The organism is Fructobacillus evanidus, assembly GCF_963580165.1.
GTDB lineage: Bacteria > Bacillota > Bacilli > Lactobacillales > Lactobacillaceae > Fructobacillus > Fructobacillus evanidus.
The window spans coordinates 124551-151265 of sequence record NZ_CAUZLM010000004.1 but is presented as its reverse complement, the minus strand read 5'-3'; the positions used below and the strand labels follow the sequence as shown (position 1 = coordinate 151265).

The 26715-nt window shown below is 44.4% G+C and carries 22 protein-coding genes, 2 tRNA genes and 1 pseudogene; 19 read left to right on the top strand and 6 right to left on the bottom strand.

Features of this window, described 5'->3' with window-relative positions; genetic code table 11:
* Positions 1-32: 32 nt before the first annotated feature.
* Positions 33-105, top strand: a tRNA-Asn gene (locus AABI08_RS04305).
* A 78-nt stretch (positions 106-183) separates the two neighbouring features.
* On the opposite strand, the gene pnuC is transcribed toward AABI08_RS04305, so the two are convergent.
* Positions 184-951 carry a nicotinamide riboside transporter PnuC gene (pnuC, locus tag AABI08_RS04300; RefSeq protein WP_338343662.1) on the bottom strand — a complete coding sequence of 256 codons (768 nt, stop codon included), beginning with the start codon at positions 949-951 and terminating at the stop codon, positions 184-186.
* 226 nt (positions 952-1177) lie between these two features.
* On the opposite strand from pnuC, the gene AABI08_RS04295 reads away from it, so the two are divergent.
* From AABI08_RS04295 to AABI08_RS04215, 17 genes and pseudogenes are all read left to right on the top strand, one after another.
* A complete protein-coding gene (locus AABI08_RS04295; RefSeq protein ID WP_338343661.1) occupies positions 1178-2446 on the top strand; it encodes a NupC/NupG family nucleoside CNT transporter in 1269 nt (422 codons plus the stop codon).
* 274 nt (positions 2447-2720) lie between these two features.
* On the top strand, positions 2721-3251 hold the full coding sequence (locus AABI08_RS04290; protein WP_338343660.1) for a hypothetical protein: 531 nt from the start codon (positions 2721-2723) through the stop codon (positions 3249-3251).
* Positions 3252-3558: 307 nt separating this feature from the next.
* A complete protein-coding gene (locus AABI08_RS04285; protein WP_338343659.1) occupies positions 3559-6240 on the top strand; it encodes a valine--tRNA ligase in 2682 nt (893 codons plus the stop codon).
* 141 nt (positions 6241-6381) lie between these two features.
* The gene (locus AABI08_RS04280) at positions 6382-7356 is read left to right on the top strand and encodes a beta-ketoacyl-ACP synthase III (RefSeq protein ID WP_338343658.1); all 975 of its coding nucleotides are present in this window, start codon (positions 6382-6384) and stop codon (positions 7354-7356) included.
* A gap of 142 nt (positions 7357-7498) precedes the next feature.
* Complete coding sequence (locus tag AABI08_RS04275) at positions 7499-8263, top strand: CAP domain-containing protein (RefSeq protein ID WP_338343657.1); 765 nt, start codon at positions 7499-7501, stop codon at positions 8261-8263.
* A gap of 209 nt (positions 8264-8472) precedes the next feature.
* Entirely contained in the window at positions 8473-9636 is a 1164-nt protein-coding gene (locus AABI08_RS04270) for an LCP family glycopolymer transferase (protein WP_338343656.1), read from the top strand.
* Between the two features lie 109 nt (positions 9637-9745).
* On the top strand, positions 9746-10690 hold the full coding sequence (locus AABI08_RS04265; RefSeq protein WP_338343655.1) for a Ppx/GppA phosphatase family protein: 945 nt from the start codon (positions 9746-9748) through the stop codon (positions 10688-10690).
* Complete coding sequence (locus AABI08_RS04260) at positions 10683-11921, top strand: hydroxymethylglutaryl-CoA reductase (RefSeq protein ID WP_338343654.1); 1239 nt, start codon at positions 10683-10685, stop codon at positions 11919-11921. Before AABI08_RS04265 ends, AABI08_RS04260 begins: the two co-directional genes overlap by 8 nt.
* On the top strand, positions 11902-12873 hold the full coding sequence (locus tag AABI08_RS04255; RefSeq protein ID WP_338343653.1) for a nitrate ABC transporter ATPase: 972 nt from the start codon (positions 11902-11904) through the stop codon (positions 12871-12873). The genes AABI08_RS04260 and AABI08_RS04255 overlap by 20 nt, the downstream gene beginning before the upstream one ends.
* Positions 12874-12899: 26 nt before the next feature.
* Positions 12900-13622, top strand: coding sequence for an NAD-dependent protein deacylase (locus AABI08_RS04250; RefSeq protein ID WP_338343652.1), 723 nt, complete (start codon positions 12900-12902; stop codon positions 13620-13622).
* Between the two features lie 99 nt (positions 13623-13721).
* Positions 13722-14735 (top strand): cation diffusion facilitator family transporter, encoded by a 1014-nt coding sequence (locus AABI08_RS04245; RefSeq protein WP_338343651.1) that lies wholly within the window; start codon positions 13722-13724, stop codon positions 14733-14735.
* 420 nt (positions 14736-15155) lie between these two features.
* On the top strand, positions 15156-16556 hold the full coding sequence (locus AABI08_RS04240) for an Nramp family divalent metal transporter (RefSeq protein ID WP_421823469.1): 1401 nt from the start codon (positions 15156-15158) through the stop codon (positions 16554-16556).
* 452 nt (positions 16557-17008) lie between these two features.
* Positions 17009-18398, top strand: a pseudogene (locus tag AABI08_RS04235) (Nramp family divalent metal transporter).
* A 56-nt stretch (positions 18399-18454) separates the two neighbouring features.
* Positions 18455-18916 (top strand): universal stress protein, encoded by a 462-nt coding sequence (locus AABI08_RS04230; RefSeq protein WP_338343649.1) that lies wholly within the window; start codon positions 18455-18457, stop codon positions 18914-18916.
* A gap of 122 nt (positions 18917-19038) precedes the next feature.
* Entirely contained in the window at positions 19039-19656 is a 618-nt protein-coding gene (locus AABI08_RS04225) for a cadmium resistance transporter (protein WP_338343648.1), read from the top strand.
* A 7-nt stretch (positions 19657-19663) separates the two neighbouring features.
* Positions 19664-20014 (top strand): ArsR/SmtB family transcription factor, encoded by a 351-nt coding sequence (locus AABI08_RS04220; RefSeq protein ID WP_338343647.1) that lies wholly within the window; start codon positions 19664-19666, stop codon positions 20012-20014.
* Positions 20015-20095: 81 nt separating this feature from the next.
* A tRNA-Leu gene (locus tag AABI08_RS04215) sits at positions 20096-20179 on the top strand.
* Between the two features lie 117 nt (positions 20180-20296).
* On the opposite strand, the gene AABI08_RS04210 is transcribed toward AABI08_RS04215, so the two are convergent.
* From AABI08_RS04210 to AABI08_RS04195, 4 genes are read right to left on the bottom strand one after another with little or no spacing between them, the layout of a single operon-like run.
* A complete protein-coding gene (locus tag AABI08_RS04210) occupies positions 20297-21211 on the bottom strand; it encodes a DNA/RNA non-specific endonuclease (protein ID WP_338343646.1) in 915 nt (304 codons plus the stop codon).
* Positions 21211-21945 (bottom strand): amino acid ABC transporter ATP-binding protein, encoded by a 735-nt coding sequence (locus tag AABI08_RS04205; RefSeq protein WP_338343645.1) that lies wholly within the window; start codon positions 21943-21945, stop codon positions 21211-21213. The genes AABI08_RS04210 and AABI08_RS04205 overlap by 1 nt, the downstream gene beginning before the upstream one ends.
* Positions 21942-22640 carry an amino acid ABC transporter permease gene (locus tag AABI08_RS04200; RefSeq protein WP_338343644.1) on the bottom strand — a complete coding sequence of 233 codons (699 nt, stop codon included), beginning with the start codon at positions 22638-22640 and terminating at the stop codon, positions 21942-21944. The genes AABI08_RS04205 and AABI08_RS04200 overlap by 4 nt, the downstream gene beginning before the upstream one ends.
* Before the next feature lie 27 nt (positions 22641-22667).
* Entirely contained in the window at positions 22668-23459 is a 792-nt protein-coding gene (locus tag AABI08_RS04195; protein ID WP_338343643.1) for a transporter substrate-binding domain-containing protein, read from the bottom strand.
* A gap of 435 nt (positions 23460-23894) precedes the next feature.
* On the opposite strand from AABI08_RS04195, the gene metG reads away from it, so the two are divergent.
* Entirely contained in the window at positions 23895-25937 is a 2043-nt protein-coding gene (gene metG / locus AABI08_RS04190) for a methionine--tRNA ligase (protein WP_338343642.1), read from the top strand.
* A 119-nt stretch (positions 25938-26056) separates the two neighbouring features.
* Here metG and pyrE read toward each other — a convergent pair whose 3' ends face one another.
* Positions 26057-26692 carry an orotate phosphoribosyltransferase gene (gene pyrE / locus AABI08_RS04185; RefSeq protein WP_338343641.1) on the bottom strand — a complete coding sequence of 212 codons (636 nt, stop codon included), beginning with the start codon at positions 26690-26692 and terminating at the stop codon, positions 26057-26059.
* Between the last annotated feature and the right edge of the window lie 23 nt (positions 26693-26715).

Here is a 26715-nt window from a genome sequence, read left to right as displayed (position 1 = left end):
ACGTTATGTATTATAAATGTATGGTAATTAATTGCTCCGTAGTTCAGTTGGTAGAACGCCGCACTGTTAATGCGAGGGTCGCTGGTTCGAGTCCAGCTGGGGCAGTAGTGGGTAAATTAAAAAGACGGTGGTTGCATGGAAGCAATCGCCGTCTTTTTGCGTGCGTGATTTTGAAAACTGATTTTATAAGGAAGGCTTACCGGGTTTAGCCTTCTTGTACCAATACCAGGTACCATAGAGGGCGTTAATTAAGATAATGACCTGCAAGACAAACATGGAACTGGCATAGGCGTCGTGAATCAAAAAGATATTGCGGTACCAGACGACGACTTGGATGACGTCTGAAACCAGCCAGGCAATCCACTGAGAACGGAAACCATATGTCATGAGGATTTGTCCTACGATATTTAATGGAAGGACAGCCGAATCCAGGTAAATTTGTAGGCCGTTAAAATGCTTTGAAAAAGCAACAACCGTGATATAGGAAAGAATGGTGATTAAAGTGGTGATGAGGGCGGTATGCAGCGTTAGTTTACGGGAAGGAAGTTCCTTTTCGGCACTACCGCGATAGCGAGCCCATGCCGCAATGCCAATGAACTGCATGATAAAGGCAAATCCCTGGGAGGTGAAGTCACCATAAGTTCTTGAAAAAAGGGCGACAATCATCCATGTTGCTGTACCAATTAACCCCCAGAAATAATTGCTTTGCTTCCCCTGGTCGACTAGAGCAAGGTTGATTAGCGAACTAACCCCAGTTGAGACGGTCAACCAGGCCATCCCATTAAAACTCTCACCGATTAAAAAGGTGGCGACTTGGGCAGCAATCATTAATAATAAGAGTGCCTTGGTCATCTTACTGAGGCTAGCTAGATCTTGGATGATTCTTCTAGGAGACATTGTCTCCTTAAAAATCAGCCAGAAGCTCGTCTTGTTCTTTACATTCTCCATCATTGTTTTCTCCTTGTTGTTTTTTAGGTGCCGTGACGGAAGCAACGCACCGGTTTGTAACTAATCTAGTATACGCCTGAAAAAGGCGAACGTAACAGTTGATTTCAAGGAAACGTTCGCTTTAAATGAAAATTAAATCGCTTTGGAACGGGGCAGAAAGGGCCTTTGCGTGCTATAATTGATATGTTTGAAGAAACCGTGATTTTTAAATTTAAGGGAGTATCACATCATGTATTTGTTCATCAACATCATCGGTCTTTTGGTGTTTATCGCCTTGGCCGTCTTGTTCTCAAAAAACCGTTCTGCTATTAACTGGAAGTCGGTTTCAATCATGGTTGTCACCAATTTGGTCTTAGCTTGGCTTTTGACAGGCTTCCCATTGGGTCGGACCATTGTCAAGGGAGCCGCTTCTGGCTTTGACAGCTTGATTTCTGCTGCCAGTGCTGGAATCGACTTTGCTTTGAAGCCAACCGGAATGGCTTTGCCATCAAACTTTGTTGTTTCAGCGTTGTTGCCAATCCTCTTGGTTGTGCCATTGTTCGACATTTTGACTTATATCGGGGTCTTGCCATTTATTATTAAGTGGGTTGGTCGTGGTTTGTCAAAGCTTTCTGGTCAACCTAAGTTCGAATCATTTTTCTCAGTTGAAATGATGTTCTTGGGAAACACAGAAGCGCTCGCGGTTTCCGGTATTCAATTGAACCAGATGAAGGCTTCACGTAACTTGACGTTGGCTATGATGTCAATGTCTTGTGTGACGGCATCAATCCTTGGTTCTTATATGCAAATGATGCCTGCACAGTATATCTTGACTGCTGTGCCAATCAACGTGATCAACGCTTTGATTGTGACATCAATCTTGAACCCGGTTGAAGTAACTGAGGAAGAAGATACCATTGCGACAATCGGAACTGCTGCTCCTGCAGCAGAAAATGCTGAATCTGGTTCTCAAGAATTAGCACAAGAAGAAATCGAAAAGGCTGAAAAGCCAGCACGTGAACCATTCTTCTCATTCTTGGGCGATTCAATTTTGGGCGCTGGTAAGTTGATCTTGATCATCGCTGCCAACGTGATTGCCTTCGTTGCCTTGGCTGCTCTTGTCGACAAGATTTTGGCTTGGGTAAACCCTTGGTTGTCATTGGAACACATCTTGGGGATTGTGATGTTCCCATTTGCCTGGTTAATGGGCTTCGGCAACCAAACGGCCTTCGATTTGGCACAATTCATGGGAACGAAGTTGGTTACCAATGAATTCGTTGTTATGGGTAAGGTAACTGGTGAAATTGCTCATTATGCACCACACTACAAGGCAGTTTTGACGGTCTTCTTGACGTCATTTGCCAACTTGTCAACAATCGGTATGATTATCGGGGCCTTCAAGGGCTTGGTTAACAAGGAAAAGAACGAAGTAATCGCTAAAAACGTTGTTTACTTGTTGTTGTCTGGAATTTTGGTTTCGCTATTCTCTGCAGCAATGGTTGGAATCTTTGTTTGGTAAAAATTTGTTTAAAAAGCACCCGACAGGGTGCTTTTTCTTTTATTGAAAATTGGCTCTTTTCACAAAAGCCTGCTAAAATAAGAAAGTGAAGCTAGTTTAGCTAGTGAGAGGTTGACACGGAAAACATCATTTTTTAAATGATTGGTGTTAGTGATAAGTATAACCAAGGGCAGCCTGATGACTTCAGCTGTTATATTTCAATTTAATCCAAGAATGTTTAGCTTAATAAGCGGTTTTTACTGAAAATGGTTACTGAATAAAGGAAGGTCTATTTATGTTATCTCGTTCTCAACGACGAAAGACGGATGGTCGTCAGCGTCGATTTTACAAGCAATGGTGGTTTTGGTTAATTCTTGTCTTGATTGTTGGTGGGGTGGCCTTTTACATGATTGGGGCGGCTTCATCTAAGAAGTCAAGTGATTCGCCAACACCTGATATCTCCTATTCATCATCTAAGAAGCATACTTATGACTTTGGGGACTCTTCATCATCTGATTCAGACGATACAGATGATACAACAACGTCTTCAAGCTCGACTAACAACACGGCTGCCTCAAATGCTGCTGCATTAGCAGCTGCACAATCTTCTGCAGCTGCTGCATCATCAAAGGCTGCACAAGATGCTGCTAATGCGAAGGCTGCTGCCGACTCATCATCACGAGCAGCAATGTCACAATCTATTATTGATAAGCAGCAACAATCATCAACACAGAATACCCAAAATACTCAGACAAATCAGAACACCAATACAAATCAAAACACCAATACAAATACCAACCAAAACACGACACAAACAAATCACTAAAATTTTCAACCCGGGCGAGCCCCGGGTTTTTAGTACAAAATTAGCTTGACTATTTTCATGGTCCTTTGTACACTAAGGGAAGCCAATGAGGAGTACACAAGCGCAGCTATTAGAGACCTAGTGGGTGGTGAAAACTAGGACTGTTAATGTGGAAGGTTGCTTTGGCCTTAAAAATGTTAATGAATGAGTGGCTATCAAAGTTGTCGATAGCAATTTAGGTGGTACCACGTGTAAGCGTCCTAATCGAAAGATTAGGGCGCTTTTTATTTTGGACCCCGGGCCACATTACGATTAAAGGAGATTTGCTATGCGTGAAGTTGAAATGTCAACCAAGTACGATCCAACAGCCGTTGAGGCTGGCCGTTACCAAGACTGGTTGGATAATGATTTGTTTGCACCAGAAGCAAATCAGGCCATTCAGGGCCAAGAGCCAGAGCCTTACTCAGTGGTTATTCCACCGCCAAACGTTACCGGTAAGTTGCACCTTGGTCATGCCTGGGACACGACCTTGCAGGATATGTTGATTCGGCAGAAGCGGATGCAAGGATTTGATACCTTGTGGTTGCCAGGAATGGATCATGCTGGTATCGCTACCCAAGCGAAGGTTGAGCAACGTTTGCGTGAACAAGGTGTTTCTCGCTATGATTTGGGCCGTGAAAAGTTTGTCGAACAAGTTTGGGATTGGAAGAATGAATATGCCTCGACCATCAAACAACAATGGGGCAAGATGGGCCTGTCATTGGATTACAGTCGCGAACGTTTTACATTGGATGAAGGATTAAACCAGGCGGTTAACAAGGTCTTTATCGACTTGTACAACAAGGGCCTGATTTACCGTGGTGAATACATCATCAACTGGGACCCACAGGCTCGAACGGCTTTGTCCGATATTGAAGTGATTTACCAAGATGATGAAGGCGCTTTCTACCACGTCAAGTATCCATTTACGGATGGCACAACCTTGAACGGGAAGGACTACATCGAAATTGCCACGACTCGTCCAGAAACGATGTTTGGAGACGTTGCCGTTGCTGTTCATCCATCAGACGAACGATACAAGGACTTGATTGGTAAGACGGTTAAGGTGCCGCTTGTTAACCGTGAGATTCCAATCATTGCCGATGAATATGTTGAAAAAGACTTTGGAACTGGAATGGTTAAGATTACGCCAGCCCATGATCCAAACGACTTCCAAGTTGGAAACCGTCATGATTTGGAACGCATCAACACGATGACGGAAGACGCTCATTTGAACGAAAACGCTGGCAAGTATGTTGGCCTTGATCGTTTCGCAGGCCGCAAGGCCATGGTCGCTGATTTGCAAGAACAAGGATTCATGCTTGAAGTAGAACCACTGGTTCACTCAGTTGGTCATTCTGAACGGACAGGAGTTCAAATCGAATCACGTCTTTCAACACAATGGTTCGTTAAAATGGAGCCATTGGCTGAGCAAATTTTGGCCATGCAGCAAAATGCTGACGAAAAGGTGAACTTCGTTCCTGGTCGTTTTGAAGACACCTTTACTCGTTGGATGGAAAACATCCGTGACTGGGTTATTTCTCGTCAGCTCTGGTGGGGGCACCAAATCCCGGCCTGGTACAAGAACAAGGGTACGGACCAAGAAGAAATGTACGTTGGGACAGAAGCGCCTGGCGATGACTGGGAACGTGATCCAGATGTTTTGGATACTTGGTTCTCTTCAGCCCTTTGGCCATTTTCAACAATGGGCTGGCCAAATGACTTGGATGGCGACTATGCCAAGTACTATCCAACGAATACCTTGGTAACTGGTTATGATATTATCTTCTTCTGGGTTGCCCGGATGATGTTCCAAGGAAAAGAGTTTACTGGGCAACGACCATTTAAGAACGTTTTGATTCACGGCTTGATTCGTGATGGCGAAGGCCGCAAGATGTCAAAGTCATTGGGAAACGGTGTTGACCCAATGGACGTGATTGAAAAGTATGGTGCTGATGCCTTGCGTTGGTTCTTGGCAACGGGTTCAACACCTGGCCAAGATGTTCGCTTTACTTATGAAAAGATGGATGCGGCCTGGAATTTCATTAACAAGATTTGGAACGTTGCTCGTTACGTCATCATGAACCTTGATGACGACACAAAGGCTGAAGTGCCAGCTAAGGACCAACAGACACTGGCTGATCAATGGATCTTGGACCGCTTGAACGAAACGGTTAAGGAAGTTTCTGAAAACTTCGAGAAGTTTGAATTCGGTGAAGCTGGCCGTGATTTGTACAACTTCATCTGGTCTGATTTGGCCGATTGGTACGTTGAAATGACCAAGGAATCGTTGAATGGTGATGGTGATAAGACAGCTGTTCAGCAGACTTTGGCCTATGTTTTGGATCAAACACTGCGTTTGCTCCAACCAATCATGCCGTTTGTCTCCGAGGCTATTTGGCAAGAAATGCCACAGCAAAAGGGCAAGAACGAACACCTCGGGATTCAATCCTACCCCGTTTACCAAGAATCTTTGGCCAATGCTGAAGCTGCTTCATCTTTCAAGTCTTTGCAAGATTTGATTGTGGCCGTTCGAAACATCCGTGCCGAAGCAAAGGCACCAATGTCAAAGCCAATCAACGTCATTATCAAGGTCACGGATTCAGCATTGAAGTCAATCTTTAACGAGAATGCGGACTACATTGACCGATTTGTGAAGCCAGAATCATTAACGATTGATACGGACGTGACTGTGCCGCAATTAGCAATGTCACAAGTCATTACTGGCGCGGAAGTTTACGTACCATTGGCTGGTTTGATTGATATTGAAGCGGAAATCAGCCGCTTGCAAGGCGAAGCTGACAAGTTCCAAAAGGAAGTTGCCCGTGCGACTGGCAAGCTTTCAAACGAAAAGTTTGTCAGCTCAGCACCCGAAAAGGTTGTCGCTGCCGAACGTGAAAAGCTGGCTGATTGGGAAGAGAAGCTTGCTTCGACTCAAAAGCGCATTGCTGATTTACAAGCGCAAGGGTAAAATAACCGAATAGTAATAAAAATCCTCACCTTTGGTGGGGATTTTATGTTAGGTTAATATGAGCCGTGTAAATTAGTAAGACGAATTACACATATTGACGAAGTTCCAAGATGGATTAGTTTTATTTATATAGGTAATAATATGTTTGGAAGTAAAATAATCGCCAGTGGTCATTATGTGCCAGAAGATGTTGTGACAAATGATGACTTGGCGAAAGTGATTGATACTTCGGACGAGTGGATTGTCAGTCACACTGGAATACAGGAACGGCATGTTTCTTTGCAAGGGGAAAACACATCTGATTTGGCAACAAAGGCGGCCCAACAAGCGCTAAACGAAGCTGGTGTTTCGGCTGAAGAAGTTGACTTTATTATCGTGACTACCTTTACGCCGGATGGTCTAGCACCATCAACGGCTGCATTGGTGCAACGAAATTTAGGAGCTAAGAAGGCTTTTGGTTTTGATTTGTCAACTGCTTGCGCTGGTTTTGTTTTTGGCTTGACGACGGCCGATAACTTTATGAAGACCGGGCAATACCGGTATAGCTTGGTGATTGCTGCCGAAGTGAATTCGAAGATGATGGACTTTCGTGACCGAACGAGTACTGTTTTCTTTGGCGATGGTGCTGGAGCCGTTTTGTTAGCCCCTAGCAAACAAGGCGAAGTTGTGGCGACTGACTTGCACACGATAGGGGATGCTGATGTGGTTCATTCCGGTCGGATTGAGCCTTTGACATCCTTGAGTGCCGATAACTATCCAAAGATCGATGCTTTCTTTCAGGAGGGGCGGATGGTCTATCAGGAGGTCACGACTTTGATTCCTAACCATATTCAAGAATTTTTGGCGGATCAAAATCTAACAATCGATGATGTGGACTATGTGATTTTGCACCAAGCAAACCTGAGGATGATTGAAAAGGTAGCTGAGGCCTTGAATCAACCAATGGCAAAGTTCGTCACGAACGTCGAAACGTATGGTAATTCGTCCTCTGCGGGGATTGCGATGGCCTTTGACCAACTACGAGAAAGTACGGATTTAGCAAACAAAAAGGTGCTCTTGACCGGTTTCGGGGCAGGTTTTACCTACGGTTCGTTGCTCTTTCAGGGTTCTTTGTAATTCAAAAGAGTCAAATGTAATATCGGTGTAATATTACAGAAAGAGGCCAGCAATAACCAATGACTAAAATGAATATATAGATTAAGCGTAAGTTAAGCACTTACTAATCAAAACATAAGCAGAAAAAATGGAGATGTCTCTCATGAAGAATAATATTACCAAAACGATTTTAGCGACGGTGGCTGGTGCAGCTGCATTTGCAGGTGCCGGAGCAGTTGCTTCAGCCAACGATATTACTGTTAAGGCAGGGGATACCTTGTCACAAATCGCTGCCAACAACAACACTACTGTTGATGACTTGGCTTCAAAGAACAACATTAAGAACGTTAACTTGATTTATGTTGGCGACGTCATCAAGACTGATGGTACAGCCGCTGGTACTGCTGCAGCCGCAGCAGCTAACACGACAACAGCAACTGCTCAAACAGAAGCTGCTGGTACTGCTGCAGCATCCGCTGCTACTGCTTCTGCAGCAACTACTCAAACACAAGCTACTACAACTACAAACACTCAAGCACAAGCTGCTACAACTACTTCATCAACTGACTACAGCACTTACTCAGCTGGTGCTAGCGGTTCAGTTCAAACAATCATCAACGCCATGAATGCTAAGCGTGCAGCTGCCGGTTTGGCACCTGTATCATACGATGCTTCATTGGCTGCTCGTGCACAATCACGTGCTGAAAACGCTGTTGCTAACGGTGGTTTGCCAACTGGTCACATGCAACAAGTTGCTGGACCTGAAGTTGTTGCCATCGACTGGGCTCCAAGCCAAGTTGTTGATGCATGGTACAACGAAACTGGTATGATTGCTGCACCAGCTCACCGTAACTGGTTGATGAACGCTAGCTTCACAAAGGTTGGCTTTGGAATCGTTGACGGTACTATCGTTGGTATCGCTGGCTAATTCTAGCAATTAATCTTAATTTAAACTAAAACACTTACATTAGTATGTAGGTGTTTTTTTGTTTAGGAAAAAGTTAAATGTGGACGATAAGTAGACAGATAGTTCCATATTCTATTGATTCAACTACATTTGTGGTAAGATAAGGAAACATGAGAGCGCAGCTATTAAATGCGCAAATACGGCAGAAAAGATGGAGTGTCGAAGTTCTTATGGCAGATCAAAATAATAATGAATTCTCACGGCAACAGCGATTTGACGAGGTTCGCCAGGTAAAGAAAAAGAAAAGTCGTGTGAAGCGTTGGATTTTATATATCCTGCTTGCCATTGTGGTTGGTGTGATTGGCTGGGGTGCCTATCTTTATAGTGAATATAAAGGTTCCATTGATTCAATTCAAAAATCGGCTAAAATTTCAAAGACCCGAGATGTCTCAAGTTTGATTGCCCAGGGCAAGTCATTCTCAATTTTGATTTTGGGAACTGATACTGGAGAACTTGATCGTGATCGAACAGGTTTGAGTGATTCAATGATGGTAGCCACCGTTAACCCAACGGAAAATAAGGTCACGATGGTTTCAATTCCGCGTGATATTATGACGGCAATTCCAGGTGATGAGGATACCTTCCCACAGAAGTTAAATGCTGCTTATAGTCTGGATGGCGTTGGTGCTTCCATGAAGGCCGTTCAAAATTACTTAAACGTGCCAATTGATACTTATGCGCTAGTTAATATGAAGGGCTTGGAAACCTTGGTTAAGAAGGTTGGTGGTGTTTCAGTTAAATCCCCACTTTCCTTCCAATACAGTCAAGAAACGGCTCATGATTACGGTCCTGATTTGTATCGTTTCCACAAGGGTTCTACTTCTTACGAGAAGTCAACCGATAACGGTGTGACTTGGTCAGCAAGTAAGACAGTGATGGACGGTGATGCCGCCTTGGCCTTTTCACGGATGCGCTATGATGATCCGCAGGGTGATTATGGTCGTCAACAGCGTCAACGCTTGGTATTGGAAGCAATGCTAAAGAAGGCAGTGAATATCAAGACATTGGTTGATCCAAGTTTCGTTAAGGCAATTTCAAAGAATGCTCAGACTGATTTGTCCTTTAACGACATTGTTAAAATCGCCCAGAAGTACCGTGGCGCTGTGAAGAACCAAGTTTCTGATCATCTGCAAGGTCAGGGAGTCATGTACGAAGGTGTTTCTTACCAGATGGTACCTGATACAGAAAAGCAGCGAATCACGAACCTCTTAAGGTCTCAACTTGGCCTGAAGTATAAGGAGACTGGTTCTCAGTTTGCTAGTGATGTGCCATCAGATCAGTTGCGTTCAGCAGCTTATGCATTAGCACAAATTAATGAAAAATTAGTTCAATAAATCTTTGAACGATAAAGTCAGCTTTAGGCGATGAAAACGCCTTGGCTGGCTTTTTTCTTTCTGATTATTCGTGTTATACTGATTAATAATCAAACGATTGGGGTCTGATATGCAAGATAGAAAAATTGCCATTATCGACTTGGGCAGCAATTCAACACGTTTAGTCATTGAGGAGTTGCACACAAATGAAACGTATACAGAAATTTTGCGTGTCAAAGAAGACACAAGACTTTCGCAAAACATGGGACGGAATCTGATTTTACAAGAGGAGCCTATGGCTCGGACCATTAAAGTCTTGCAAAAGTATCGACAAAAAATTGAGGACTACGAAGTTAGTGAGGTCTATGCCATCACAACGGCTGCCGTTCGCTCTGCCAAAAATCAAGCGGAATTTTTGGAGCGGGTTAAAGACGAAGCGGAAATCAGCTTCCGAGTCTTGACCGGTCAAGAAGAGGCTCACTATGATTTTCTTGGCGTTCGAGAAGCACTGCCAGATGTGCTTAATGGTGTCATTTTAGACACGGGTGGCGCATCGGTTGAATTAATCCCCTTCAAAAATGGCCAAGCGTTAGCTGAGGTTTCGGTTCCCTTTGGCGCTGTCAATCTTTCGGAGCGCTATCATTTGGCTGATGTCATTGATGAAGCTGACATTCAGCAGGCGAATGCCGACATTCAGGTTGCTTATCGCAAGTTGCACTTTATCGATGACTGTCAAAACCTACCGGTTATTCTTTTAGGTGGGGCCAATCGGTCATTGGCAAAGATGGCTGAAGAAAAGGAATTGGTTTATCATCCAAAAGCCCTCCACGGTTTCATGATGCCTGCCAACCAGGTTGGCAAAATTTTTCATCAAATCGCTCAGATGTCTCGAACTGAGCGCGAGCACCTCGCCGGACTGGAGAAAAACCGGGCCGATATTATCATATCGGGCCTATTGCCGGTATTGAACCTGATTAGTGTGTTAAACGCCCCCCAGGTAATCTTCTCAGAATCTGGTGTTCGTGAAGGCCTAATCGAAAGCCTGTTTGAGGAAAAAGAGCAAATCAATGACTAAAAAATTTTACGAATTAACGCCAGAAGAACGACTCGACTTATTGAACTTGCCAGAAGAATTGATGGCGCGGTTCGTAAAAGACCAAGAGGTCGCACACCAGGATTTAGTTGAGAATTACTTGACTGATTTTGCCTTGCCAGAGGGAATGGTTCGGCATTTAGTCTTGGATAACCAGTCTTATCAGGTACCGATGGTCACCGAGGAACCATCCGTGATTGCGGCGGCCAATAACGGTGCCCGCCTCTTTAAGATGGGCGGTGGCTTCAAAAGTGCTGGTACCAGTCAGGCAATTCTGGGTGGTCAAATTCTCTTTGAACACATTGATTTTGAGCAGCTGCAGTCCTTTATAGCAGCTAACAAATACGAAATTTTTCAAGCGGCTGAAGCGGCAAAGCCCAGTCTCTATCGGCGTGGTGGTGGTTTACGGAGCATTAATCTCCGTCATGTTAGTGGTCACCGGGCAAGCCTGGATATTTTAGTAGATACGAGCCAGTCGATGGGGGCCAACGCCGTCAACACCATTTTGGAGAGTATTCGATTGATTTTTGAACCCTTTGATGACCAAATTTTAGGGGCGATTTTGACCAATGCAGGTCATCAAAGTGTTGTGAGCGTCACTGGCCGCGTGCCTGTCACTGCCTTGGGTGGCTTTGATGCCGCACAGCGGATTGTTGACTTAGCTGATTTTGCCAAGGTTGACCCGGACCGAGCAGTGACAGAAAATAAAGGAATCTTTAACGGCTTATCCGCCGTTGTTTTGGCCTTGGGAAATGATTGGCGCGCGGTTGAAGCCGCGGGACATGCCTATGCTAGTCGAAGTGGTCAGTATCAAGCATTGACCAATTGGCGGGTGAGCGACGATCATGAATTTTTGGAGGGAGAGTTTTCTCTGCCATTGAACCTCGGTCGCGTCGGCGGGGCCATCGCTGGTCTGACGAAGGCACAAGATAATTTGGCCTTGTTGGGCAATCCAACATTGGATGAAATGAAGAAGATTGTTTTGTCTGTTGGCCTTAGCTCGAACTTAGCTGCCCTAAAAGCGATTGCTGGCGAGGGCATTCAGGCTGGGCACATGCGGATGCAAGCTCGTTTACTGGCTATTTCAGTCGGAGCAACGACAGACGAGATTGTGCCATTGGCTAAGAAATTAACCAAGTCACCAGCAATTAACGAAGAAAATGCAAAAAAGTTATTAGGAGAACTGCGTCACCATGAATCCGAAGTTAAATGAGCTCTTAGAGCAGGCAAATCAGGTCTATCCTGGTACCGTGATGACACGAATTGGGCAGAGCCAAGATGGAATGCTCCGAATGGACCGTGCCGAACAGTCTGCTTTAGCAGACCGTCTGTTGATTGAGGTGCCCGACCAGACGGAAGCTGATTTTGTTCTGGGCAATGAACTCTTGCAATTAGTTCTGACCTTGAATGGCATCACACCACAAATTTATTTTGCTCTGACCTTTAAAGATGAGGACCTGGACCAACAGTTAATCACGATTGCAACCCGCTTGCATCGGACTGTTCTGCATGCCATCACTTATCAAGAATTGGCAAAGCAGGGATTTTTGACGGCTGATACAGTGACTGCTTTCTTAGCCGGTGTTAAGGACGAATTGTCAGTCGAAGCAGCTAACGTTGATGGTGAGGACCTTTTCCGTTTGCTAACGGTCTTGGATGCACAAGTCTTTTTGGCGGTGGCTGATAAGGCCGGCTTGTCTGATTTGGCAGCGGACACTCTCGCAACACTAAAAGAGGATTATCCCCGGGCCACTGCTCAGGCTGAAAAATTAGTTGCACCAATTTTGGCGGCTAATTTGAAGGATTCTCGACAAATTCGTAAGCAGATGGTGCGCTTGTTTACGGGATTGGATGAAAGTTTGACTGAATTGGAATTACCAACGGTCAATGCCAACCAGTACGTGACTTTGACGCCTGTTTTGTCACAGCGCCAGTTGGATGGACCAGTGGCCAACCTTTATGAAGTCTTCCATTCCGAAATGACTGATTTCCAAACGAAGGAAACGGCTTTTGTCGGTGTTGGCAAGCAAGACCACCAAAATACTTTTGTGGTAACACCACCAAAGGATGAGGCTGATCGACCAAAGTTTTTCACCGAACTATACCAAACTTCTGTTAAGGAACTGCTAACAAAGTTGGCCTTGCCATATATTTTGCGTCAGTAACATTGTGATTGAAGGAGGGGGAGACAATGCTTGTTAGCCCAGCAATTCAAGAAAATTTTGATCAAGCAAAATCGATTGTTTTTATGACCGGAGCAGGGGTTTCGACCCTGTCAGGGATTCCAGACTATCGGTCAAAAAATGGTGTTTATCAGGGATTGAACCTGGCGCCGGAGTACCTTTTGTCTGACCAAGCCTTTGCTGAAATTCCAGAAATTCAGTATCAGTTTATGCAGGAAAATCTTTATTTTCCAGCTGCCAAGCCAAACGTCATTCATGAAAAGATGGCAGCCTTTACTAAAGCGGGCCGTGGCCGCATTATCACTCAAAATATTGATGATTTGGATGTTACCGCTGGTGCCAAACAAGACCGCTTGATTCGCTTTCATGGCTCACTCTACAACTTGTATGTCCCCAAAGATGGCGCCAAGGCGACATTAGCCGAATACCAAGAAAGTCTGTATCGGCCATCTGATCACGCAAAAATCAGGCCGGATATTACCTTCTATGGGGAGCAGCCAAAGCATGTTGAAGAAGCCATTTCCTGGGTTAGACAGGCTGATTTGGTCGTCGTTGTTGGGACGTCTTTTCGGGTCTACCCCTTTGCTGGACTCTTGGCCTACGCCAATCCAGCTGCGAAGCTAATGGCGGTTAATTTGACTGCAATACCAGTTCCAAGTCAAGTTGACCAAATCGTCGGTGATGCTGGTCAGTTCTTTGAGGAACTGGTGGTTACCCCTGCAGCTAATTGAAGATGAATTCGTTATTTTAAACCTTAGTTTTTAAGACTAAGGTTTTTTATTTGTATTTTATATGAAAAAAGATTAATATGTTTTTCAGGAGGAATTTTTATGACGAATGATCAAGGAGACAACCGGCAACATGCCGCCGTTCATGCACCAAGAACACCGAGTCAACAGAAAATACACGAACACAATCATGGGCATGCAGCACCTCAACAGCTGTCACAAAAGCCCTACATTATCGGGATTACTGTCAACTTAGTCTTTGTTTTAAGTGAATTGGTCTTTGCCAAAATTGCCCATTCGACGGCCTTGTTTGCCGACGCCTTTCACAATCTTTCTGATGTGTTGGCACTGGTCATTGCCTGGTTAGCCGTTCTCGTGTTTGCGATTAAGGCGACTAAGAAGAAGACTTATGGCTGGCATAATGTATCGATTTTAGCTTCGATTTTTAATATGATTTTGCTGCTCTTCGCGGTCGGAACGATTTTTATCGAAGGCGTTCGGGACTTAATAACTCCGGGACAAGTTCATACAAATGGAACAATTATCACTATCGTGGCGGCAATCGGAATTGTGGTGAACTTATCGACAGCCCTTTTGTTTAAGGCTTCGGGTACGCCCGATGAGCACGGCCACCAGCACGGTCAAGACTTAAATGCAAAAACGGCCTATCTACACCTGCTATCGGATGCTGGCGTTTCGATTGGCGTTATCCTAGCCGGTTGGTTGATTGATTTAACTGGTTGGCAAATGATTGACCCAATCGTGTCGCTCATTATTGGGGTGATTATCTTGGCTTCTGCTTGGCCGGTCATGCGTGAAACCGTCAACTTAGCGATTAACGCGGTGCCGGAGGCGGTTGATGAAGTCGCCATCAGCGAGTATTTGGTTAATCAAGCAGGGGTGTTGGCGATGCACGACTTGCATATCTGGCCACTTTCAACCACCGAAACGGCGTTGACGGTCCATTTATCCGTTGATGATAACGTTTTTGATGATGATCACGGTCAGGAATTTTTAACTCGAATTGAAGACGATTTGAAGGCTGATTTTGCCATTCAACACGTCACAATTCAGTTAGAAGCAGCAGAACACGAAGAAAATTGTAATGTCATTTAAAGGGGCCATTCGAAAAAAATTGGCTGATAAAACCTTCGTTCAAGACAAAATTTAATAAAAGAGATAAAACGCCAGGATGACTAATTTCATGGCGTTTTTCTTTTAAAAATTTAATGACCACTTGGCGTAAAAATCAGTTTGGACTTGACCTGAGCGCTCATCAGTGTATGATTAACGAGAACTTAGGAAGACCAATCGGGTTAACTAGCTTTCATAAGACTTCAAGTTTGTGCTTGGCGGACGTTATGAAAATTATTTAGCACTTGCATCCTTTTCGGCCACAAAATTGCGGGCCTTTTTCGGCATTTTTTTGCGTGATTATTACTGGCGTCGAAAAGAGAGTGATGATTTTCAAGACAACTTAATTCGTTTGACAACTTCCTGAGGAATCTAACTTTCCAAAGGAGAATCATTATCATGATGGTACAACAAACCGCAGATAATCAGCCACATGGCGCATTGCTCATGCAAGGCGGTACTCAGAATAAAAGCCTGGAACAGGTGAACGGTACAATTGCCGTTCCAAAGTCCGGTTCGTTCTGGCGCCGCCTCCTCGCATTTTCAGGGCCGGGCGCATTAATCGCTGTCGGCTATATGGACCCTGGCAATTGGGTGACATCCGTTCAGGGTGGGGCATCTTACCACTATCTCTTGATGTCAGTCGTGATGCTGTCAGCTGCCATTGGCATGCTGTTACAGTATTTAGCTGGTAAATTAGGGATTGTAACCCAAGAAGATTTAGCACAGGCAACGGCTAAAAGAACGAAGAAAGCGACACGGTATTTTCTCTGGTTCATTACAGAACTGGCCTTGATCGCAACAGATATTGCCGAAGTAGTCGGTGGGGCAATTGCCTTAAACCTGCTCTTTGACTGGCCGCTCTTGCTGACCGTGATTATGACGGCCTTTGATGTCATCTTATTGCTAGGGCTGATGAAGTTCGGCTTTCGTAAAATTGAAGCGATTGTCATGACCCTGATTTTAACAATTTTATTGGTTTGCTTATATTTGGTTTTCTTGTCAAAACCTGATTTGGCAGGCGTATTTGGTGGATTGCTACCACAAAAAGAAGTGGTTTCGACACAGGCAATTCATGGATTATCAAGTCCGCTGTTCTTAACAGCTGGCATTATTGGTGCCACGGTGACACCACACAACCTATACTTGCATTCATCAATTGTTCAGACTCGTCAAGTTGATAAGGAAAATCCCGCTGAAGTGAAAGAGGCCATCAAGTGGATGGCCTGGGATTCAAACGGCCAGTTGACCTTAGCCTTTATTGTCAATGCTTTGCTTTTAATCGTTGGCGCGGCTCTCTTTTATGGCCATGCTAATGAATTGGCATCATTCAAAGGCATGTATTTGGCTTTGCAAAATCAGCAAATGGCGGGTGCGATTGCATCGCCATTTCTCTCAACGCTTTTTGCTGTTGCGCTGCTGGCGTCCGGGCAAAATTCAACAATTACTGGAACTTTGGCCGGTGAAATCATCATGGAAGGTTTCTTACACTTTAAGATTCCGATGTGGTTGCGGCGTGTGATTACGCGTGGCGTCGCTCTCATACCTGTGATTGCCATTGCTGTTTTGTATGGTGGTAACGAGCATGATTTGGATACCTTGATTACCGGCACACAAGTTTTTCTCTCCGTTGTGCTACCCTTTTCAATGGCACCATTGCTGTATTTCACTTCCTCAAAGAAAATTATGGGTCAGTTTGTGAATAAAAAGAGCGTGACCGTCATTGGCTGGCTCTGCTTTATTGTTCTAACTGTGATTAATATTTGGCTAGTTTTGGAACAAATGGGTCAGTGGTTTGGTTAGGAAAAACGACAACTGTTCTGATTTAATTTAGAATAATTCCTGTTTTTATCGTGAAAAAGCAGGAGAAACCATAAAAAGATTAAGTGAATTTTAAATTATTTATGATTCTTTAAGCCTTGGTATAACAGCCTTTTGGTCAAAAATGTTGCAATAGGTTTGCAACATTACAAAAATATCACTTGACCTTAGAATTGTCAGGTGTAATATTTACTATAGACTTAGGAAGAAGTCATTGAGTTAAGTAGCTTTCATAAGCTTTCAACAACCAAGTTGAATGAAATCCTTTATGAAAATTATTTAGCACTTGAAAAAAACAACACAAGGTAGATGGATCAGTCTGCCTAAAATTCAACGAGGTCAGGGTGGCAGACTGCCCTTTTTGCTTTGGTCATTTTTTTCGAGTGAGAATTTGATTGCTTCGTCCCTAAGGAGAATTCCGAAGGAGAAATATTATGGATAATCCCGTAAAGAAGAGCCATTCTCTTATCGAACACACGGGCGATAAGAGTTTGGAAGAAGTAAACGGCACGATTGAAGTGCCAAAGGGCGCCCCTTTCTGGCGGCGTTTGATGGCTTTCTCAGGACCTGGGGCCTTGGTTGCCGTTGGTTACATGGATCCAGGTAACTGGGTAACGTCAGTAGCCGGTGGTGCTTCTTACCACTACTTGTTGCTGTCAATTGTTTTGATTTCTTCACTGATTGCGATGCTTTTGCAGTACATGGCTGGTAAGTTGGGTATTGTGAAGCAAGAAGATTTGGCTCAGGCAACTGGAAACCGGACGAACAAGTTTGGTCGCTATTCACTCTGGATTATGACGGAGTTAGCCCTGATTGCAACGGATATCGCCGAAGTTGTCGGTGGTGCCATTGCCTTGAACTTGCTCTTTGGTTGGCCACTTTTGGTCACGGTGTTCTTGACGGCCTTTGATGTTATCTTGCTCTTGGGCTTGATGAAGTTTGGTTTCCGTAAGATTGAAGCGATTGTTATGACTTTGATTATGACTATCTTGGTTGTCTTCATTTACTTGACCATCTTGTCAAAGCCTGACTGGGCATCATTGTTCTACGGCTATGTGCCACAAATAAAGGTGATTTCACCTGAATCACTTAAGGGCTTGCAAAGTCCGTTGGTTTTGACTGCTGGTATCATTGGTGCCACGGTTATGCCACACAACTTGTACTTGCATTCATCAATCTCACAAACACGTAAGGTTGATCACGAAAACCCTGAAGAAGTTCATGACGCCGTGAAGTTGATGACTTGGGATTCAAATATCCAGTTGACATTGGCTTTCGTGGTTAACACTTTGCTTTTGGTTGTTGGTGCCGCTTTGTTCTTCGGTCACGCAACTGAATTGGATTCATTTAAGGCAATGTACAACGCCTTGGGTGACTCAAAGATTGCCGGTGCGATTGCATCACCAATCTTGTCAACGTTGTTTGCCCTTGCCTTGCTGGCTTCTGGACAAAACTCAACGATCACTGGTACTTTGACTGGTGAAATTATCATGGAAGGCTTCTTGCACTTGCGTGTGCCAATGTGGCTCCGTCGTGTGATTACCCGTGGAATCGCTTTGGTTCCAGTTTTGGCTATTACCATTATTTACGGTGGTAACGAAGCCCAGTTAGATAACCTGATTACTGCCACACAGGTCTTCTTGTCAATTGCCTTGCCATTCTCAATGGCACCATTAATCTACTTTACTTCTTCAAAGAAGATTATGGGTGAATTTGCTAACAGTAAGTGGATTACTTGGACTGGTTGGATTTGTTTTGCTGTCTTGGACTGCCATTAATATTTGGTTGGTTCTTGACCAATTCTTCCCACAGTACTTCGGATAAATCAGTAACAATAAACGAAGTAGTAACGATGTTCTAACATTCACTGGAGGCAAATAATGGCTGAATTAAAATTAGATGTAGAACCAAAGCAATTTAAGACAATTCTTGTTGGTGTTGATGAATCAGAACAGGGCTACCATGCCTTGTCAAACGCGATTCACCAGGCCCGTGAAGATGACTCGCAATTAATTATTGCGACGATTTTGGAAATGGGTGACTTGTCAACGATTTCCGCTTTGCACTTAGACTTTATTAAGGAAAAGCGTCAAGAATTGGAAAACAATCTGGCTAAGTATCGTGATTATGCGTTTTCACAAGGTTTGAAAAACGTGAAGGTTGTCTTCGATGACGGAATCAAGGCTGGTGAAATCTTAAACGATGAAATCGCACCACAGGTTGGGGCTGATTTACTCGTTGTTGGAGCTCATTCACATGAAGGCTTCTTTGAATCAATTGGTTCACAGGCTGCCTACATCGCCCGAAATGCTAAGATTTCTGTTTTGATTGTTAAGGATTAATTTACTCAATAAACTGGTAGCTCACGGCTATCAGTTTTTTTGTGCTCTATACATGAATAAATTTTCATGCTATACTAAACAAACTATAAATGAAAATTTATTCATATAAAAAGGAGCGGTTAATGATCACAACATTAATAACAGGATTTTTTTCATATTTAGGCACGACCTCTGACTATTTCGTAATCTTGGTCTTACTGTTTGCCACTTTTCGTCAAAAGTCGCATGTGCAGCCAATAATTCTCGGTGCTTACCTCGGAAATGCTCTGTTAGTTGGCGTTGCCTTACTGATTGGTGGAGCACTCAAACAGCTACCAGCCGAATGGCTTTTAGGATTTTTGGGTGTGGCGCCGATTGTTATTGGTTTGAAAAATTACTTCTCAGTTGAGGAAGGAGAGGAAGGAAAAGCTTTTGTTAATAAGGTTCAAGAAACGCCCAATCAACGAATTGTTTGGACAGTGGTTTTGATGACAATCGCCGGCTGTGGGGCCGATAACTTAGCGCTTTACATTCCTTATTTTTCATTAGCTAATTGGGTCGTATTGCCAATCATCTTTTTGATGTTTACAGCAATTTTGACAATTTGCATTTTCTTGGCTTATCGATTGGCAAAGGTGCAGAAGGTTCAAAATCTTTTCGAACGGTATGGTGACTTAATGCAATTGCTGATTTATGTGACTTTAGGAATTTATATTTTATTTGACGCTGGAACAGTGACACATTTACTTTCCTTGTTATAATAGGGATATGAAAAAAGATGTCCAACATGAATTGAGTATAATTTTCAAGTTGCTGGGGTCGGAAAGGCGCTTGGCGATTCTGGCTTTGTTGCGCGATAAACCCTGTTCGGTGTCTGAAATCGTGGATCAGCTCTCAATGGAGCAGTCTGCCGTTTCCCATCAGCTACAAATGCTGCGAGAAGCACAGGTCGTGACGGTTGAAAAAGTGGGGCGATCTGTTTACTATCAACTGAACGATTCCCATATCTTAACCCTGCTCAATAATGCCGAGCATCACGTGGACCATGTGTTACGGCAAATGAGTCACGAGGAAGCGGTTGCTGGGAAGCAAGCCGAATCCCAGGAAAAACATCAATAAAATTAATCAAAGAAAATGAAGATTTTTGTTGACAAATTTGTCTGCCGTTGATATACTAATATAGTTGTGAAATACAGCATTGCCCTTGTGGCGGAATTGGCAGACGCGCTGGACTCAAAATCCAGTGGTGGCAACACCGTGTGGGTTCGACTCCCACCGAGGGCATTCATGAGAGCAAACAGCTAACATTGTTAGCTGTTTTTTCTTGTCCAAATAACCGAAAAAAAGGCCGTTGCCATGTTACCATGGTTAACGGTCTTTTTGTAGTGATTCGAATATTGATTAGTTCACCTGGGCATCGCCGGTTTGGTAGTTGATGGTAACACCAGGCTCGACATTAAAAATCCAGTAGTTCAGGTTCAAAGTCTTGCCGTTGTCTTCAACTGATTTGGCCATATAGTGGACACCTTGTGGCAGGCGGTCAGTGCCATTGTATAGCGGCGTGACCTGGCCGCGAATGCTGATATTAGGGTTGGTTTTCAGGGCATTGCGGATGTCATCCTCTGGCACCAACTGCCCGGGATAGGCGTTTTCGACCCGAGTTCCCGTTGTCATATTTTCGGTCACCATGGTGGCCATTCCGAAGAATTGGTAGCCAACAATATGAGATTTGTTCCAAAGAGCTTGTTTGCTGCCACCAAGGTTCACTTGTGGATTTTTATGATAACCGCCAACCCAGGCACTTCCCGTAAAGTGGTCATTGATGTACCAACCGGAAGGACGAACACTTTCGGGAATGCGGGCGGGCCGCTTAGTGACTGCATCCATGCTGGCTTTGGTAGCGACAAAGTTTGCTTGGCCAGACCGACCGAGCGAATCAAGAGCGGACAAGGCTAAACCGTTGGTTGGCCGTAACTTGTTACCGCTTTGAGCTGGGAAGGTTTGTTGCAATTCCTGGCTGGTAAAGGTGGCCTGATTTTGGTTAATGTGGACGATGTCGCCGTCAAGCGTGCCGTCCCATTTAATCTTTAAGAGGTCTTGGTCGGAATTAGTTGTGGCGGCTGGCCGGGGAGCGGTCTTTAACCGGTTGAGACTTTGGCTTGCGGTTGTTGTGTTCGTTTTTTGGTAACTTTGATTGTGGCCGTTTTTACCTGGTAAAAACGACAAAACCGCCACAACCAAAATTAAGGCTGTGACGGCCGAACCAAAGTGCTTGGGCCGGTTGGGCCGCCGCTTATAAGAACGTTTTTTTGTCATTAGAAAGTCATTGCTCCTAAGAATTGTTTAATTCGTGGATCACTTGAATGGAAGAAATCTTCTGTCTTGCCATCATAGCCAACGTGACCATTGTCGATAAAGACGATTTTATCGGCTACTTGTTGGGCGAATGCCATGTTGTGGGTGACGATAATCATGGAGGTTTCTTTTTGGGCTAATTCGCGTAACACACGAAGGACTTGAGCTTCCAGCTCGGGGTCCAAAGCGGAAGTGGGCTCATCTAAAAGGAGATATTGGGGCTCCATTGCCAGCGCTCTTAAGATGGCCACTCGTTGTTGCTGACCGCCGGATAACTGATAGGGGTAGCGGTTGGCTAACTCCTCCATATTAAACTGCTTGAGCAGGTCGTGGGCCTTTTTCAAGGCTTGATCTTGGCTGATTTTTTTAACTTTAATTGGTCCCTCAGTCAAATTTTTGAGAACTGTTAAATGAGTAAAGAGGGCTTTTTCCTGAAAGACCATCCCGAAGTGCTTGCGGACATCAAGTATCTGCGCCTTAGTTAGCGTTTTATCGAGATCCAGGTCAAGCTTATCGACAATCAATCGTCCGCTCGTTGGTCGTTCAAGCAAATTGAGCGAGTGCAAGAGGGTTGATTTTCCAGAACCAGAAGGGCCAACAATAGCGGTCGTTTCCTCAGCTGGGAAGGCAACTGAAATGTCATCCAGGGCATTTTTATCGGGGTACTTTTTGCTTAAATTTTCAACTTTAATCATTGGGCAAACCTCGATGTGTACTTTTCTAGGTAGTGTTGACCAATCGAGAGAATCGACGTAAAGAGGGCATAGACCATGGCTACGAGGATGTACATCGAAAGGACCTTATAGTTCGTCGCGGCAATTTGTTGGGACAGGTAAAACATTTCCACAATTGTAATCACGGAAGCTAGCGACGTGTCCTTTAACAGGGAAATCAGCGAATTGGACAAAGGCGGAATTGAAATGCGGGCCGCCTGTGGCAGGACAACGTAGAGGTAAACCTGTGTGGTTGTCATCCCGAGCGATTCGGCTGCCTGTTTTTGCACCTCGGAAACCGATGAAATGGCTGCCCGAATGGATTCGGAAGCATAGGCACCGGTGTTCAGAGAAAAGACAGTGATGGCCGAAACCCAGGCTGATTGGAATAGGGCAATGTGGGCGTTTGGCAAACCGTAGAAAACAATGAACAATTGGACCAACATTGGCGTTGAACGGAAAAACCAGACATAGGTAGCGGCAACACCCTTTAAAATTTTCAAAGCGGCATCAGCCCACTCGTTCTGCGGTGCCTTAGCAACGCGAATCAATGCAGTGGTGATGGCAAAGATAATCCCAAAGAAGAAGGAAATGGCCGTCAACGGCAGGGTGTATTGAAAAGCCGCCACTAACAGTCTTGGCAAGTATTTGATTGCCAGATTGATAAAATCTGTCATGAAAGAGTTCCTCTTTACTTCTATTAATTAGTCGTGGCTCAAGTCCATTCCAAAGTATTTCTTTGAAAGCTTTGTCAAAGTGCCATCCTTCTTCAATTCAGAGATGGCCTTATTCATGTCCTTTTGCAAAGCGGCGTTTTTCTTGTTCATCAAAACACCGGTTGGTACAGATTGGATATCCTTTGAAATATCAACTGTGGTCAAATCGGCGTCTGGATTAGCCTTCTTCCAAGCAGCAAAGGCACCTTGGTCATTCAAAGAACCATCAGCACGGTTAGTTGTAATCAAGTTCATGGCTTCAACGATACCGGCAACGGCCTTGATGTTAGCACCCTTTTGTTGGGCAACTTGACCGTAGTTGGATGTCAATGATTGGGCCATCGTCTTGCCCTTGATATCAGCCAATGAGTTCAAATCAGTTTCACCGCTACGCTTGATCAAGACTGACTTTGAGTAGAGGTAAGGTTCTGACATTCGGTAATTCTTTTCGCGGTCGGGACGGATACCGATGTTGTTAATCACGGCATCGTAACGGTCTGAACCAAGACCGGCAATCAAAGAATCCCACTTTGTTTGAACAAAAGTGACCTTCATGTTTAATTTCTTACCGATGGCCTTGGCCATGTCGACTTCGTAGCCGACCAATTTACCAGAATCATCGTGGTAAGAAAATGGTGCATAGGTTCCTTCGAGACCAACAGTTAAAGTTCCTTGCTTAATGGTTTCGTCTTTTTTTGGTTGATTTAGCTGGGCAAAACCAAAGATAGCGCCGATGACCACGATAATCCCGGCCAGTAAAATCAAAACTTTCTTATTCATCTTACTTCTTCTCCTCAATTAGGTAAAACAGTGCAAAATAAAACCGCCCCTAGTGTACACCAAGGGCGGTTTTTACGTCTGTAAATCAGATAGACCCACCCTAAAAAAGCGGTAAGTAACACTTTACCGCAGTCATGTTTGGGTTGTTAGTTAAGTTTTTAGCTAACATTAATCTTCTCCGATTTCTTTTTATCAGTGTAACGGGACAAGAAAACTTTGTCAACAGAATGGAACTGATTTTGCCAAAAAAGACAAAATTGGTTTACTTTCAAAATAGTCGGTTAAAAGCGATTGTTCGGCTTTTATTGCTGATTTTTATAAAATGGTTTACTGGAAAGTCTACCGGGACGCTGGTAGGACGACCTGGTCGGGCTTGCTGGCTTTTGCTATAATGAAACCATGGTATCGGCCATCATTTGGCCAGAAAGGACTCATATGTCAGACAAGAAAACATTTTATATCACAACCCCAATTTACTATCCATCAGGAAAGCTGCAATTGGGAAATACTTATACAACAGTTTTGGCGGATGCCGCTGCTCGTTACCATCGTCTTTTAGATGAAGACGTCTTCTTTTTGACTGGAACCGATGAACACGGGGAAAAGATTCAAAAGAAGGCGAACGAAGCCGGTACAAGCGAAATCGAATACTTAGACAAGATGATTAAGGATATCAAGGACCTGTGGTCATTGATGGGCATTTCATATGACAAGTTTATTCGAACGACTGATGAAGGGCACGAAAAGGCTGTCCAGAAGATTTTCCAGCAATTGTTGGACCAGGGTGACATCTACAAGGGCCAATACGAAGGTTGGTATTCTGTTTCCGATGAAGAGTATTTCACGGAATCACAATTGGCTGAAGTTTACCGTGACGAAAATGGCAAGATGATTGGTGGTAAGGCACCTTCAGGTCATGAAGTTGAAAAGATTCAAGAAGAGTCATACTTCTTCAAGATGTCTAAGTATGCCGACTGGTTGGTTGACTACTACAAGTCACATCCTGATTTTGTCCAACCACATGCACGAATGAATGAAATGTTGCAAAACTTCATTTTGCCGGGCTTGGAAGACTTGGCCGTAACGCGAACTTCTTCTAACTGGGGTGTTCCCGTCCCTGGTGATGAATGCCACGTGATTTATGTTTGGATTGACGCCTTGGCCAACTATATTACCGCCTTGGGTTACGATTCAGCTGACGATTCACTTTTGAAGAAGTTTTGGCCGGCCAACGTACAATTGGTTGGAAAGGAAATTGTTCGTTTCCACATTATTTACTGGCCAATTATGTTGCATGCGCTTGGTTTGGAATTGCCAAAGGAAATCATTGGCCACGGTTGGCTTGTGATGAAGGATGGTAAGATGTCTAAGTCAAAGGGAAACGTGATTTATCCTGAAGACTTAACAGCCCGTTATGGCTTGGATGCTGTTCGTTACTACTTGTTGCGCTCGATGCCATTTGGCAACGATGGTGTCTTCTCACCTGAGGACTTTGTGTCACGCGTGAACTTTGATTTGGCTAACGACTTGGGCAACCTCTTGAATCGAACAGTGGCCATGATTAACAAATATGAAGATGGCGTGATTCCAGCCTTTACGACCGGCAAGACTGATTTTGATGAGGACTTGGACCTGGTTGTTGAAAAGCAGATTACAGAATACAACCAACACTTGGGTTCTGTTCATACAGCCGACGCCCTTGAAGCTGTTTGGGGTGTTGTCCGTCGTGCCAACAAGTATATCGATGAAACAGAACCTTGGGTTTTGGCCAAGAAGTCAGGTGAGGACGAAAACGCCAAGGCAGCGTTACAATCTGTTTTGGCTCACTTGGCGGGAGCACTCCGTGCGGTTGCAGCGATGTTGCAACCGGTCATGACGGAAGCACCACAGCAAATGTTTGCCCAATTGGGATTGGAATATCCTGAAAAGGGCGTCTCATTGGTTAATCTTGCTATCGATCAAGTACCAGCAGGTACGAAGGTGGTTGCCAAGGGTGAACCAATCTTCCCTCGTTTGGATGTGGAAGAAGAAGTTGCCTACATTGCCTCATTGGTTTCAAAGGACACCAAGGGCAAGGGTCGGGCAGTCAAGGAAGCCGCTAAGCAAGGTGCAAAGGAGCAAGAAGTGAGCGAAGAAATCCAACATAAGGATTTGATTGAATACGACGATTTTGATAAGGTCGAAATTTTGGCGGCAAAGATTACAGCTGCTGAATTTGTGGAAAAGTCAAAGAAGTTGATTAAGTTCACTTTGGATGACGGTTCTGACAAGCCGCGTCAGATTTTGTCGGGAATTCGTCAATGGTATCCAGAGCCTGAAGTCTTGTTAGGCAAGACAGTGGCGATTGTGGCCAATATGGCACCACGGAAGATGGCTGGCGAACTATCAGAAGGAATGATTCTTTCTGCTGAGAAGAATGGCATTGTGACCGTTTCGGTCTTGCCAGAAGTCATTGAACCTGGTTCCGGAATTGAATAAAAATCAGTAAAAAAGGTGGTTGCGTGAGCAACCACCTTTTTTTGTTTGTTTGAGGAAACACTTGAGATGAAAAAACAGATTAAGAATGGTGGAATCGTTAGCCACCGAACAATAAGGCCTTACTTCAGTGGCCAAGCCCATGGGTCTTGGTGCCACTTGGCTAGGCGGGCATGGTCTTCATTACTAATCACCTGTTGGTCGGCCAATAGCTTAATGAGGCCGGTATAAGTCAAAAGTGGGGCAAAGGCAAAACCGGCCTCTTGGAAGTTCTTGTCAGCATCGGGGAAACCATACGAGAAGATGGAAACCACACCAGCCACGTTGAAGCCTTCGTTTTTAACAGCCTTCGCAGCACCAAGGACGGAGCCGCCGGTTGAAATCAGGTCATCAATCAAGACCACTTGGTCATCTGCTTGGATAACCCCTTCGACTTGGCGACCGGTACCATGGTCCTTTGGCTTGGAACGAACGTAAACCATTGGTAAGTCTAATTCGGCGGCAACTAAGGCTGCTTGGGGAATCCCGGCGGTAGCAACGCCGGCAATCACTGACACTTGTGGGTACTGTTCCTTAATCAACGCGGCCAAGGCCTTTGTGATGGCACGCCGTGTTTTGGGATAAGAAATCGTTTGGCGCAAGTCGGTATAAATTGGTGATTGGATGCCAGAGGCGAAGGTAAAGGTGTCGTCGACCTTTAATTGGACGATTTTGTGATCGATTAAGTCTTGGAGGATTGCTTCAGTTGAAACTGTCATGGGTAAAACCTTTCATTTTTTCT

What these genes read in the sequence shown, in the direction of transcription:
- pnuC (WP_338343662.1), bottom strand. Translation starts at nt 951, where the DNA reads ATGATGGAGAATGTAAAGAACAAGACGAGCTTCTGGCTGATTTTTAAG.
- AABI08_RS04295 (WP_338343661.1), top strand. Translation starts at nt 1,178, where the DNA reads ATGTATTTGTTCATCAACATCATCGGTCTTTTGGTGTTTATCGCCTTG.
- AABI08_RS04290 (WP_338343660.1), top strand. Translation starts at nt 2,721, where the DNA reads ATGTTATCTCGTTCTCAACGACGAAAGACGGATGGTCGTCAGCGTCGA.
- AABI08_RS04285 (WP_338343659.1), top strand. Translation starts at nt 3,559, where the DNA reads ATGCGTGAAGTTGAAATGTCAACCAAGTACGATCCAACAGCCGTTGAG.
- AABI08_RS04280 (WP_338343658.1), top strand. Translation starts at nt 6,382, where the DNA reads ATGTTTGGAAGTAAAATAATCGCCAGTGGTCATTATGTGCCAGAAGAT.
- AABI08_RS04275 (WP_338343657.1), top strand. Translation starts at nt 7,499, where the DNA reads ATGAAGAATAATATTACCAAAACGATTTTAGCGACGGTGGCTGGTGCA.
- AABI08_RS04270 (WP_338343656.1), top strand. Translation starts at nt 8,473, where the DNA reads ATGGCAGATCAAAATAATAATGAATTCTCACGGCAACAGCGATTTGAC.
- AABI08_RS04265 (WP_338343655.1), top strand. Translation starts at nt 9,746, where the DNA reads ATGCAAGATAGAAAAATTGCCATTATCGACTTGGGCAGCAATTCAACA.
- AABI08_RS04260 (WP_338343654.1), top strand. Translation starts at nt 10,683, where the DNA reads ATGACTAAAAAATTTTACGAATTAACGCCAGAAGAACGACTCGACTTA.
- AABI08_RS04255 (WP_338343653.1), top strand. Translation starts at nt 11,902, where the DNA reads ATGAATCCGAAGTTAAATGAGCTCTTAGAGCAGGCAAATCAGGTCTAT.
- AABI08_RS04250 (WP_338343652.1), top strand. Translation starts at nt 12,900, where the DNA reads ATGCTTGTTAGCCCAGCAATTCAAGAAAATTTTGATCAAGCAAAATCG.
- AABI08_RS04245 (WP_338343651.1), top strand. Translation starts at nt 13,722, where the DNA reads ATGACGAATGATCAAGGAGACAACCGGCAACATGCCGCCGTTCATGCA.
- AABI08_RS04240 (WP_421823469.1), top strand. Translation starts at nt 15,156, where the DNA reads ATGGTACAACAAACCGCAGATAATCAGCCACATGGCGCATTGCTCATG.
- AABI08_RS04230 (WP_338343649.1), top strand. Translation starts at nt 18,455, where the DNA reads ATGGCTGAATTAAAATTAGATGTAGAACCAAAGCAATTTAAGACAATT.
- AABI08_RS04225 (WP_338343648.1), top strand. Translation starts at nt 19,039, where the DNA reads ATGATCACAACATTAATAACAGGATTTTTTTCATATTTAGGCACGACC.
- AABI08_RS04220 (WP_338343647.1), top strand. Translation starts at nt 19,664, where the DNA reads ATGAAAAAAGATGTCCAACATGAATTGAGTATAATTTTCAAGTTGCTG.
- AABI08_RS04210 (WP_338343646.1), bottom strand. Translation starts at nt 21,211, where the DNA reads ATGACAAAAAAACGTTCTTATAAGCGGCGGCCCAACCGGCCCAAGCAC.
- AABI08_RS04205 (WP_338343645.1), bottom strand. Translation starts at nt 21,945, where the DNA reads ATGATTAAAGTTGAAAATTTAAGCAAAAAGTACCCCGATAAAAATGCC.
- AABI08_RS04200 (WP_338343644.1), bottom strand. Translation starts at nt 22,640, where the DNA reads ATGACAGATTTTATCAATCTGGCAATCAAATACTTGCCAAGACTGTTA.
- AABI08_RS04195 (WP_338343643.1), bottom strand. Translation starts at nt 23,459, where the DNA reads ATGAATAAGAAAGTTTTGATTTTACTGGCCGGGATTATCGTGGTCATC.
- metG (WP_338343642.1), top strand. Translation starts at nt 23,895, where the DNA reads ATGTCAGACAAGAAAACATTTTATATCACAACCCCAATTTACTATCCA.
- pyrE (WP_338343641.1), bottom strand. Translation starts at nt 26,692, where the DNA reads ATGACAGTTTCAACTGAAGCAATCCTCCAAGACTTAATCGATCACAAA.